Raw genomic sequence first — 11,850 nt, forward strand, 5'->3', positions numbered from 1 at the left:
GGCGTTAGCCATACCGTTGACGGTGGTCGGTGAGCGGAGTCGATAGCGATAGCGTGGCGTTAGCCATACCGTTGACGGTTGACGGTGGTCGGTGAGCGGAGTCGATAGCGATAGCGTGGCGTTAGCCATACCGTTGACGGTGGTCGGTGAGCGGAGTCGATAGCGATAGCGTGGCGTTAGCCATACCGTTGACGGTGAGCGATCGCTATGAACACCCGAAGATGGGGGTAAAACAATAAACAATATTTGAGAGATTAATCATAGGTTTTCCAAGATGGTTTTAGGATAGTTGTCTCATTTCCTCTTGTACGTTCACCCCTATTTGTAAGGCTTGATCTAATATTTGACTATATTCACTCGCTGTCGCACTTACTTGTAATGCTTGTAAACCTGTGAGGTCAACAGCAAAGGATTCTGGGTTAAATCCGGGATTCTCTCTTAATATTTTGTCGGTTTGTATGGCTAGTAGTAAATCTTTTTTGGTGATTTTGATGGCTTCAATCACTTTTTCTCTGTTGCTTAAATCAATGGCGTTACCTACTGATTTTAATTGATCTAGAGTGTCAATATTTTTAATTATTTGGTTATGTCTATCTACCTCTTCTAGTAATTTGCAAAGTAGCAGCATGGGGGAATGTGTACCGGAAAGCTGCATATATTTTTGCAGAGTTTCATAAATGGGAACTGCGGTACTGACTGACACCAGTAGGGCAAAGCCTCCTATAATATAGTCAAAAAAGCCTTTATATTCTTTGAAAATAAATAATATCGACATCCAAGCAGATATGGCAAACAGAATATATAATCCTTGTTTACCCTGCTGTTGTTTGATAAATACAAAACTTAACATCTTGATTGGGTCCTGCACAACAGAGAGTTTGGGAACTGTGTTGATATCTAATCCGGTTAAGTTATTTAACTCTGTACGGCTGATTTCTAGGTCTTGTAAATCAGTTTGCATAATAGTTACCCGGTAGTTGGTACTGGATTTGACTCAACCATTTTGACATAAATTTGACATGAATTTAACATAACTTAACATATGACTCTAATTTTCTATGGGGGTTGACATGATTTCTAGGGTGATGTTTCCTAGTTTACGGGTGTCTCCTGGTTGTAGTTGTTGAAGAGGTTTTTTCATGTTTTTTCGTTCTGCATATTCGGGGTGAAATTCCATGAGAATGTTTTCTCCTTGTTTGTAGAATTTCGCAGTGATGGGGGTGAAACCTTCCGAGGCGTTCAGGGGTATTTGTGCATCTACGGAACTACCTATAATAATCGGTTTTGCACCTAATAAGTAGGTCGTTTTTTCCGTGGGGGTCCAACGGACTAAAAGATAGGGTTCTTGACTCAGTTGTTTTTGTTCAACCCACGCAATCATTAAACCAATACAAAAACCCAGAATCACCGCACCTGATAACCGACCAGAAACATCTCCCAGGGCGATCGCAGTAATTAAAAAGGCTATGGCTCCCATGGCTCCCCCTAGACTACCACCTAATAAGGCGTTTTTTAGCTTCAGGTTAGGTACAAAAAAGTGGGTTCCTCCTCCTAATAACGTTCCGAGTATTACCCAAGCAATGATTCTGCTGACAGTTTGTAGTATGGTAATTTCTGGGAGGGAGAAAAATAAAAATTGACTCACCCCACCTGCTATCATACCCGCGCTGAGACTTCCTAGGGTGCTGATGGTTCCTTTTTTGGCTGTCAATAGGGGACGGTGCATATATTGGTTTTGTCCTATAATTAAAGATAGGCAAATACCCATGGCCAAAAATGCAGTCCAACCACCTATACGCAGCATGGAATATTCTAAGCTCAGGTAACCTGTGGGTGCAGATTCTACTAACTCTTTACCGATGATGGCTTCGGCTTCGCGAAAGGCTTGATCAATGTCCCCTGAGTCGGCGTAGAATACTAGGGAGCGATCGCCTGTGAGTTGGGCTAAATAGTGAATGTCAGCGTCACCAGTACCTACGGCAATCAGGTTAACGTTATTATTTCTCACATCTTGGGCGGTTTTTAGAGCTTCTTCTGCACTGTCCGGTAGTCCGTCGGTAAATAAGAGGATGTTCGGGGTAAGGTTGCTATATCTTAATTGGTCGTAGGCTTTTCTTATCCCATCAGCCATGTTAGTACTACCGTCAATGTTCCGCAGTTCCTGGATGGCTGTTTGTAGTTTATCCTTTTCTGTGGGGTTGGTGAGTCCAATGATGGGGGAAGCGTTACTATCAAATTTGACGATGGACAGGCGATCGTTTCCTCCCAGTTTGGTAGTATTTACCAGTTTTAACAGGGATTCCATGACGACATCTATTTTAGATTTCCCCCCGGTGACTATTCTATATTGTTTCCCATCTACGGTTTGAGTTTGTCCTGTGGGGGTAACATCCCCTGAGACTATTTCCCCCATGGAACCGCTGGTATCTATTAACAAAACTACTGCTGTTCCCGTTGCTGTGGGTGCGATTCTGGTTAGGGCTAAAAATGGTTCCCCTAGTATTATCGCTGCTATCAGGCAACCGACCGCGGCATATATGCCAAATAGTAGGGGTTTATTTCTTCTTAGGTTTCTCAATATATTTGGCATTTTATGCTTAACCTCACTAGTAACTTGTAGTCATGTCATCGTAAACTTTACGTGATATTTCAGGGAGAATTTTTTTATCTTTATAAAAGCTGGGATGATCTCCAAAAACTACCAATATATATTTAGCTTTACCATCTGGACTAACTATAATAGCTGCATCATTGCGGGTCTGAAAGTTCCACCCCATTTTAGAGAACAGTTGAGCATCTTCTGGTAAACCTTCACCAAAAAAACCTGCAATGTGATTAAATTCTATCTTTTCCCATTCTTCCTTTTTTAAGCTTCTTTCTAAGAGATTTTTCATGTCACGACTATATTTTTTATCAACTGATTCCCCTGTTTCTATTTGAAATAGTAGTCGCGCAACATTATAAGTCGTGGTGTAATTTCTTATAGGTAAAGGATCAGAATCTGGTTTGCGGATTTGTAAGTCTCTCCCCGCAGGTCCATTAACTTTACTATAAGGATATAACTTTTGACTAATATTTATGTTTTGGTAACCAGCTTCTTTAAAAAAGTGATTCATACTCAAACGTTTCTTATACCATTCTTGAAATTTCTCTGTAGTTAATTCATCTCCTGATTGAGTTATAGTAGTCTTATCTATGATTAGACTAGCTGATTCATTATCAGAGTCTTGAATCATCTTATTTAAAGCTTTTTGAATTTCCGGTTTTTCAAGTAACTTTGGTTTTGTACCATATAAATATACCATCCAAAACAATTTAGTTACACTAGCGGGAAATCTTGTTACTTCGTCTTGATATCCAGCATAAGTTTGACTATTTAAATCCACTAAGCTGATAGATAAATGCTCTGTTGAAGCACCTTTAGAAGTCACATAATTTACAATGTCATTAACTATGTTTTGTAATTTTTGATCGTGATTTCTAGGAAATTGTGTTAGGTCTTCTCGAGAGATTGATGTTAATCCAACTTCTGTATAATCAGTTTCTGGGATTATCCTCATGTTTGAGGAAATGTTGACTGTTGCACCTAGATTATTATTTGTTCTATTGGTTGTTACAAGGTTAGGAGTCGAAGAAGTGTACACTTGAGGATTAAACTGAGGAGTGTACACTTGAGGATTAGGCTGAGGAGTGTACACTTGAGGATTAGGCTGAGGAGTGTACACTTGAGGATTAGGGGCAGAATTAGTATTTTTAGCTTGATAACTTGGCTTACTAAGAATTTGCTTTATTAATAAGCTAAAAATGATTACTGTGGATATAGAAACCAGATAAAACAAGATCAATCTCTTAAAGTTAATAGAGAGTCTTTTTCTAACAATTCTCCGGCGAAGCTTGGTATTATTGCTCATTAATTAGCGTACCTTTTTGTAGTCATAGATTTTCCAGACACCGTTTTCTTGTGCAAAGACGTAAGTAAATGTACCTCTATAAGGACCTGAGTTTTTTTTATCAATACCTCGTCTCCCGTGGAGATATAAATCCTCAAAAATTCTCACTTTTATATATGGTCGTGTACCAGAGTTAGAAAATTCTTCAACATCTGTAATTTCAGATGTCGTATATGTATAGTAAGCATCGTTATTGCGTAACCAAGCAACTGAACCATCATCTTTTGTGGTGTTATAATAAAGATTCCCTGTTGCTAATTGGTCTACTAAGTCTAAATCGTAAGGTGGTCCAAAAATTTGCGGTTTAGCCTCATACCAACTTTGAACTATTTGTAATGCTTCATCTTCAGAAATATTATGTACTGGTTGACTTACCCTCCGGGGTGAAACCCTGGGGGGTTGGGGTCTTGGTTGTTGAGTCTGTACAGGGGTAGGTGTGGGAGTCGGGGGAGGATTGACAGGGGTAGGTGTGGGAGTCGGGGGAGGATTGACAGCAATAGGTTCCTCATTTACCGGTTGAGGAGTGGTTAAGGACATTGATAGGTTAAATGCTCTTATCCCCTGGGGTGCGGAAACTTCCAAAACATATTTTCCGCTGGTGGTTAATTCCCCACTGTCAATAATTTGATTATCTGGGGTATAAATCACAATACACACATCATCATTAGTGCTGTAGCTGAGTGTTTGACCCGATTCTGCACTAAATGTATAACCTACAGATTTAGTAGCAGTCACACGACCCGATTTAACTAATGATTGATCTAGGTTAATCTCTTCTACGTTTTGCTGGTCTAGATTGAGTGTGGGTTTCTCTGGACAACCAGCGGGTGAGTCCACAGGTGCGATCGCAGATCCAGAATTTAATATTGGTTGACTACAGCCGTAGGTGAGTAATAATGTTAAGCCCAAGGTAAGTTTATTCATGGTGTTGGATGAGTAAATAGTGATTGAAAGATGGTTTTGATAATTAGGGAGATGATTTACGGACAAATAACCAGCTGTTAGCCTCATCACTCCACATCAGAGAAATTCTGGTTTTCTTATCTTCCGCAACTCTACCATTATTCATTTCATACCATAGTTGAGCATCAACTACAGCGCGATCGCTATTTTGACTAATTAGCTCCACATTACCAATTCTGATTTCTGCTACACTATCCCACCACTCTTGATATTTAGAAAAATCTCCCGATATACCTTTAAACTGGGGAGATAACCTAGTCCATGTTTGATCATATTGACGGTTATTCAGTGCTGTATAGTGGTTTCTGACAAAATCATCAGCTGGTGGCCGTGATGGGGAACTAACCGACTGAGATACTAAAGCGGAGTTTGAAGGTACTGGGATGGGTATAGACTTACGTGTTTCAGTGGTTGGTGTATCGTTGACAGTAGTTTGGTCCGTGGTTGAACTACTAGCAGTGTCTACAGTTGTCGGTTCTGGTGTTTCAGCGCTGGGAGTATCGTTGACGGTAGTTTGGTCCGTGGTTGAACTACTAGCAGTGTCTACAGTTGTCGGTTCTGGTGTTTCAGCGCTGGGGGTATCGTTGACAGTGGTTTGGTTAGTGGTTGGGGAACTCCTAGCAGTTTTTACAGGTCTAGGTCTTCGTGTTTTAGTCCTCCTGGGAGTATTTTTGACGGTAGTTTGGTTAGTGGTTGGGGAAGTACTAGCAGTATTTACAGTTGTCGGTTCTGGTGTGGGAGTCTCTGGAATATCTTCCACAACAGGACTGGTTAAAGACATTCCTAAACCAAATGCTCTATCATTTTGGGGTGAGGAAACCTGAAGAATATATTTTCCCCTGGTCGGTAATTCCCCACTGGTAATGATTTGATTATCTGGGGTATAAACCACAATACAAATATCATCATTAGTATTGTAGGTGAATGTTTGACCTGGTTGTGCATCAAACCTATAACCCACAGCTTCCGTAGCAGTCACACGACCAGATTTAACTAACATCTGTTCATCTAGTACAACTTCGGTGATATTTTGTTGATTCAGGTTAACTTTAGATGTCTGTGAACAATCGGAGGGTGAGGTAACAGGTGCGATCGCCGAGCGAGAATTGAATAGGGGTTGACTACAGCCGTAACTCATTAATAATATCAGGCTTAAGGTGAGTTTATTCATGTCTCTAAAGCCTGCTCTTTTAAATACTTACCCCAAAAGTAAAATGGTACCACACCAGCCAAACCAATCCCCCCCAATGTCAGTATAAATATAGTTAGGCGCACTACCCCAGGGAGCGATCGCCCAAATACAGTAATTCTGTAATCTTTAGTATCAGACTCCGCTGGTTTTTCACTTCCGGGGACATTCACCACCACTTGGACTTGATGCTTTTTCCCCCGTTCTGCATTTGGTTGGGTGTAGGTAATTTCATATTCACCTAATAAAGCATTGAGAAATAGTTGTAAGTTTTCAGCGATACTTGTAGCGTTTCCCGAAAATTCCGCAACTCCCCCCGTTAAATCAGCAATTTCCTTTAACCGTTGTTGGTCTACAAACTCATCTTCTGGAACCTTACCCGCACCAGTCCCAATATCAGCACGGGTCGCAGCTCTACCCAGGTTATATTTTTTCCCCAACTCTGCGGGAGTCAAACCATAACCCAAAGTATGGACATTAATATGACTATAGCGGTTAAATAAACTCTTTAAACTCTCAAAGTCTCGTTTTTCATTCCCCTGGTTGTGAAACCCATCCGATAACAGAATAATTGATAATCTCGGTTGCGGTTGACTAGAATTTTCCGAAATCTCAAAACGCGGGTCTTTCTCATTTCCCAAAAACCTCACCGCTTCCTTAATCGGTTCATAAAGATTAGTAGCAGCGCAGGGTTTGACCGTTCCTAAATAGTCTAGATAGTTTTGTAGTTGAATATGACTTGCTGGGTAAAACCTATCCAAAGTCCTAGGATTCACCGGTAAATCTTGACACTTACTCCCACCCACCCCAAAGGGAACAATAGATATTTGTGTATTACCCCCCCGTTGACTAGAGCTATCCACGAACTGACTCACAGCACTAATTGCACCAGCAAACCTAGTTTTACCAGTACTGTCTAACCGGTTCATACTCCCACTGTAGTCTAACAGCACAACTACCCAAGCTGGAGGGGGTGAACTTTCTTCTGGACTCTTCCAGTCTCTGGGGAGAAATTTAAATTCTTTGTTGTCTACAACTAACTTAAAATTATTCTCCTGTAGACCTATAATTGGTCGCCTATTTTCTGCGTTAGTTACCTGAACGCGAACAGTAACCCGGTCATCGTTAACTTGAGGATTACCAACAATTTCCGCTTGATTTTGCTCTCCCCAACTGGGAGCAGCTAGGGAAGCTACCACCAACACCGACAAACTAAGCTTGTGGGTCAAGGAACCGATTATAGTAGACAAAACGATAAAATTTTTCTTCATGTTGGCCATCCATTTTGACTGTGTGAAAAGTCAAAACGTGATTATGCTTTAAGGGTATTTGCTTTGAGGAATTTAACCGGGAACCGTTAATTTCTATTTTTTTGTAATGCTCCCTCTGAGGAACTAAAACCACCTCACGCTGTTTTACTATTAAGTCTGCCACGTGTGGAGCTACTCCAGGCAGATAAATATGTGCTTTATCTACCCCAGAGCCAATGGTTACCTTACCATTGCTGGGTAGTTGAATTGATAAACCTTCTTCAATATCCTCAGCTTCACCGTCGCTGACAAATCTTAATAGAGATTTATCTATATATGCTGATGTTTTTTGCGAATTTTCTAATACTAGTTCACCATCCTCATCATGACTATACTCATCTTTTTTAAACCCCGTATACTCAAAACCTGTACCAGCCCTTAAAGCCGCCATATAGCTCGGAGAATTAGTAATACTAAAAACTGTCCCCAGCACTAACCCCAGAACCGCAAAACCCAAAGGGTCTTCAACACTTCTAAATTCCGCCGTTACCGTTCCCGAAGCAGCACGGATGACCTCAAAAAGCGCCGCCGCCAATAAACTGGCCGCCATCGCCCCAACACAGCTAGTATTTAAGCGTTTGCGGAACCGTTTCGGGTCCCCCGCTTCCATACTGTGCCAACGCCAGCTTAAACCCTCAGCAATACCCACCGCAGCACCAATTACCAACCATCCCAAAGTTCTCACAAAAGCACTGGGAACCCCCAGCACCGGTAAAAAGAGAACCTGGGAAATTACACCACCAATCAACCCGGCTAAACCACCCAAACCCAGAGCAATTAATAAAGGTCTTTTGACAATGCGAAAGTTGAGTTTATACCTGGTGGGGTTGCTGATAAATATTTCATTCATCACCATACCCGCAGCTAAAGATATAGCTACACAGGGAAATAACACGATTTCGGGAAACTGTCTTAATATCCCCAAGTCGGTGAGGAAAAATTGACCCAAATTCCAGCCAATTAAAGCTGATGTGAGTCCAGCCAAAATGTACAGGTAGATTCTCACTTTATCTTACACTCCCATAGGGGTAAATTTTTATGTGTACGGACACTTTCTGAATAAGTACTAAACACAGGGAACAGGGAACAGGGAACAGGGAACACAGGGAACACCAAAATCAAGTTACCTCCCCTTACAAGGACAAGACAAGGTGGACAAGGTGGACAAGAGGGGACTGGATTTTATTGTTTTTTGTGTGTTACCCAATCCTTCCGTGTGTTCCGTGTGTTCCGTGTGTTCCGTGTGTTCCCTGATATAAAAATTACCTGTTGAACACTTTCCAAACATCCTCTCAAAAGATTCGCTTAATTGAGTTGTTTAATACTTTCCGAACATCCTCTAAGTTATAATTAAAAAACATCCTGTGTTCTCGTCTTAACCAACCAAGTGTAATAAATGCTAATAATACCAAAACAGGTAATAAAATTTCATTCTTGCTCTTAAACTTTACTAATCTTATAATTGTCTCTACTGGGCTAATTTTTCTTTTAAAAGTCAAACCTAAAATAGTGGGTGAATATGATTCATTACTACGGTTAGGACAAGCCCCTAAAAATACCTTTTTAGAAACTATAGCATCACTTACCTGATAGAAGTAGGCAGATAAATCATATTCTTGTAGTAACTCGAATAATTGCGCCAAAGGCTTGTAGTAAGATAACTTGTAGGAATCATAAATAACAAATTCCCGACACATAATTAACTCTTGCCAAATCTTTTGAGGGAAATTCAAATTATCAAATTGTTTGGCATCAGTATCTGATTGTTGATGAATTAATTCCAAATCATAGCGCACATCATTAATGAAACGATGACGAAAAACAGCCCAAGCACCACCTTTAAGCAGTAACCAATTTATAGACTCCGGGGAAATGTGCTTTTGGAGTAACTTAGGTAAAAGTAATTTAATTCCCTTGGCTAGTTGCTCTTGGGGAAAATAATCACCGATCGCACCTTGAAACTGTAAAGAAGTATTGTGATATTCACTGGGTTGTTTACCAGGCTGAATATTTAACCATTTGAGAAACTCTGGTAAAGTCTCAGGGATGACCATGGCGCGCAGGGTGATGAGTCGCACCGAGGAAGAGCTATGGATTTTTTCACTCATGGCGGTGGTTGCACCCTCGGCATCAAATAAGCTGTACCATTCTTCTGTATTCAGTTGTTGATTTTCTAAGGTGTCAATAATTGTCTCTACAGCTGGGGGTTCAACTTGTGATATATTGATTAAGCTTTGAATGGCGGCTTTAATGGCTTTTTTAGTCGATGCTGTTTCAATAATCTGTCTTGCCAAAATCTCACAGGCTTCTAGGGAAGCGGGTTGGATGATCTGAAAACTGTGGGGTTTTACCAGTGCTTCTACATTAAACGCCCAGGAAATGGGCTGAGTTTGATCCAGATTATGTTTCCCAATGGCTAGGGTATTAACATTTGTTAAGTTATACTGCTGTGGGTGCAATAATGTGGGCTTTGTAGTTACTAGTTCTAGATCATTGGGTGTGGGGTCATAGTCAGATGAACCAGCCAAAGCTGGGTCAAAATAGGCATATTCTCCTACATATTTACTATCAAAGGGGTTAAATGTGGGTTTACCCTGACTTTCCCACCAAGCTATGAGACAGCCCAGGTTACTGGCTCCGGGGGTGAAAAAATAACGATAGAAAGAGAACTTGTAGCCGCCTTCATCCCTTGCTTGTGTGACCACAGCCATCACAGACCAAGTCTCTTCCCCAGTCCCCACCACTCGGCCAATAATGGCGGGTTGCTCGTCGGAAGCTCCTCCTATGGTCGCAAATTCTTGGTTAGCAATGGAACGCTCTACAACCGGGGGAATGGGGTCTAGGGTGGCGTTGATATATTTACCGGTAAATCCTAGAGATACCCAACCACCGTTAGGGTTTTTTTCTAGCTCAATACCTTTGCTAAATTCATATACTGGAATCATGGTTACTATGTATAGTCATCCTATTTGAGTTGAGAAATTGTCAGTGAGGAAAGGGAACAGGGAACGGGGAACAGAAATTGTTCAGAAATCAAATATGAGTTTTATATTTGTATTCACACCACCGGTCAAGTAAATAAAGTACACACATTAAGATTATAAATCTTGTGGGGTGAGCATATTGCCCGCCCTTTTCTAAATTGCTTTTCGAGTCACTCCAGATCCCCAGAATTTCTTAAAGAAGTCCAGGATCTAAATTGGTTAGGCGACTGTGTTAACTTGACTGGGTGCTATGTTATGTAGATCTTGGTACATTGCTCCAAGAAGCAAATCGCTCTGGGTTGAAAAATTCCCTTTGATGCTACACCACCGAACCGGGGGTTAGAAACCCCCGTCTCAAAGCTAAAGTCAGATAAATCTGACTAGAAAATCATCTATTTGATTATCTGGAGCTAGAAGTCGAGGAGCTGGGTGACTGTGGGACGGGTGCAAGATCCCCCACTTCTCACATCATTAGAGGTAATCTAGGATAATTTCGCTAGAAGTCGGGGAGCTGTGGGGCGATAGCGAAGCGCTGCTGCAAGCAGATCGCCACCGAACCGGGGGTTAGAAACCCCCGTCTCAAAGCTAAAGTCAGATAAATCTGACTAGAAAATCATCTTACGCAAAACATCAAGCATTCCTCGGCTTTTGAGTTCTTTGGTAAGGCTATCTATAATAATTTTCTGGACATCACTAGGGCTAGTATTAGCTAGGTATTCCCATTGTTTAGGTTGGGTGGTTTGAATAAAGTTGATGATTTGGGTGGGAAAAAAGGCGGTTTCTCGGTCGTAGTCTTTCGGGTTCCCCTGGTGGTATCCACTGATGTCTAGGAGTTCTCTTTCTATGATTTGTTCAAAGTCTTTTTCTTTGTACATTACTTTTGTTGTTCTAAGAGGATGTTTTAAAAGTCTCTCATGATGTATCAAATATTTTCATATCCCCCTAAATCACCCTTTTGTTAAAAATTTAGCCCCCCTTTTTAAGGGGGGTTGGGGGGATCAATCAGTGTCATTGATGACAATAAAAAACTTTTGAAACAACCTCTAACCAGTTAGTTAAATCTGCTAGAGATTGGAGGTCAAAAATTACATCTGCTAGGTTTTCTAATTGTGCTGAAGATAAGCTATTAATTTGGCTTTCCAATGTGGGAGTAATATTGTTAAATCGCCGTTTTACTTGTCTTCTAATAATTTTTTGTTCTCCTTGTTTAATTCCCTTCTCAATTCCCTTTTCCATCCAACTGGTAACAATTTACATAATTTGTTCCTCTTCAACTAAGTTGGCTTGTTTTAACTCGGTGTTTAATTCTTCTTCTTCCGCTGTGTTTAACCTGAAAGGATGTTTAGTAAGTGATGATTAGTGTACCAAATATTCTTTTACCCCTCCCCCTTCCTTACAAAGGTAGGTTTTTAATATAATCTGTGAACGCAAGACCACCGAAGACAAGGAAGGAA

The 11,850-nt window shown here is 40.9% G+C and carries 11 protein-coding genes; all 11 read right to left on the reverse strand.

The window, feature by feature from the left end; translation table 11 throughout:
* Window positions 1-243 (reverse strand): hypothetical protein (locus PN457_RS14760; protein ID WP_271734139.1); only part of this gene is annotated, 243 nt, incomplete at its 3' end.
* A 37-nt stretch (window positions 244-280) separates the two neighbouring features.
* Window positions 281-961 (reverse strand): hypothetical protein, encoded by a 681-nt coding sequence (locus PN457_RS14765; RefSeq protein ID WP_271734141.1) that lies wholly within the window; start codon window positions 959-961, stop codon window positions 281-283.
* 87 nt (window positions 962-1,048) lie between these two features.
* The gene (locus PN457_RS14770; RefSeq protein ID WP_271734142.1) at window positions 1,049-2,590 is read right to left on the reverse strand and encodes a VWA domain-containing protein; all 1,542 of its coding nucleotides are present in this window, start codon (window positions 2,588-2,590) and stop codon (window positions 1,049-1,051) included.
* Window positions 2,591-2,606: 16 nt separating this feature from the next.
* Window positions 2,607-3,911: a serine hydrolase gene (locus PN457_RS14775; RefSeq protein ID WP_271734144.1), complete on the reverse strand. Its 1,305-nt coding sequence runs from the start codon at window positions 3,909-3,911 to the stop codon at window positions 2,607-2,609.
* Between the two features lie 3 nt (window positions 3,912-3,914).
* Complete coding sequence (locus PN457_RS14780; RefSeq protein ID WP_271734145.1) at window positions 3,915-4,874, reverse strand: ARC6/PARC6 family protein; 960 nt, start codon at window positions 4,872-4,874, stop codon at window positions 3,915-3,917.
* Between the two features lie 43 nt (window positions 4,875-4,917).
* A complete protein-coding gene (locus tag PN457_RS14785; protein ID WP_271734146.1) occupies window positions 4,918-6,084 on the reverse strand; it encodes a hypothetical protein in 1,167 nt (388 codons plus the stop codon).
* Complete coding sequence (locus PN457_RS14790; protein WP_271734147.1) at window positions 6,081-7,373, reverse strand: vWA domain-containing protein; 1,293 nt, start codon at window positions 7,371-7,373, stop codon at window positions 6,081-6,083. The genes PN457_RS14785 and PN457_RS14790 overlap by 4 nt, the downstream gene beginning before the upstream one ends.
* Window positions 7,315-8,418, reverse strand: a complete 1,104-nt coding sequence (locus tag PN457_RS14795) for a hypothetical protein (RefSeq protein WP_271734148.1) — start codon at window positions 8,416-8,418, stop codon at window positions 7,315-7,317. Before PN457_RS14795 ends, PN457_RS14790 begins: the two co-directional genes overlap by 59 nt.
* A gap of 286 nt (window positions 8,419-8,704) precedes the next feature.
* On the reverse strand, window positions 8,705-10,357 hold the full coding sequence (locus tag PN457_RS14800; RefSeq protein WP_271734149.1) for a hypothetical protein: 1,653 nt from the start codon (window positions 10,355-10,357) through the stop codon (window positions 8,705-8,707).
* A 644-nt stretch (window positions 10,358-11,001) separates the two neighbouring features.
* Window positions 11,002-11,271 carry a hypothetical protein gene (locus tag PN457_RS14805; protein ID WP_271734151.1) on the reverse strand — a complete coding sequence of 90 codons (270 nt, stop codon included), beginning with the start codon at window positions 11,269-11,271 and terminating at the stop codon, window positions 11,002-11,004.
* A gap of 133 nt (window positions 11,272-11,404) precedes the next feature.
* Window positions 11,405-11,632, reverse strand: coding sequence for a DUF4351 domain-containing protein (locus tag PN457_RS14810; RefSeq protein ID WP_271734152.1), 228 nt, complete (start codon window positions 11,630-11,632; stop codon window positions 11,405-11,407).
* Window positions 11,633-11,850: the final 218 nt, after the last annotated feature.

Source organism: Anabaenopsis arnoldii (assembly GCF_028331025.1).
Taxonomy (GTDB): Bacteria; Cyanobacteriota; Cyanobacteriia; order Cyanobacteriales; family Nostocaceae; genus Anabaenopsis; species Anabaenopsis arnoldii.

Coding starts and splice junctions, on each gene's coding strand:
- PN457_RS14780 (WP_271734145.1), bottom strand. CDS start 4,874: ATGAATAAACTTACCTTGGGCTTAACATTATTACTCACCTACGGCTGT.
- PN457_RS14810 (WP_271734152.1), bottom strand. CDS start 11,632: ATGGAAAAGGGAATTGAGAAGGGAATTAAACAAGGAGAACAAAAAATT.
- PN457_RS14765 (WP_271734141.1), bottom strand. CDS start 961: ATGCAAACTGATTTACAAGACCTAGAAATCAGCCGTACAGAGTTAAAT.
- PN457_RS14775 (WP_271734144.1), bottom strand. CDS start 3,911: ATGAGCAATAATACCAAGCTTCGCCGGAGAATTGTTAGAAAAAGACTC.
- PN457_RS14785 (WP_271734146.1), bottom strand. CDS start 6,084: ATGAATAAACTCACCTTAAGCCTGATATTATTAATGAGTTACGGCTGT.
- PN457_RS14770 (WP_271734142.1), bottom strand. CDS start 2,590: ATGCCAAATATATTGAGAAACCTAAGAAGAAATAAACCCCTACTATTT.
- PN457_RS14790 (WP_271734147.1), bottom strand. CDS start 7,373: ATGAAGAAAAATTTTATCGTTTTGTCTACTATAATCGGTTCCTTGACC.
- PN457_RS14800 (WP_271734149.1), bottom strand. CDS start 10,357: ATGATTCCAGTATATGAATTTAGCAAAGGTATTGAGCTAGAAAAAAAC.
- PN457_RS14805 (WP_271734151.1), bottom strand. CDS start 11,271: ATGTACAAAGAAAAAGACTTTGAACAAATCATAGAAAGAGAACTCCTA.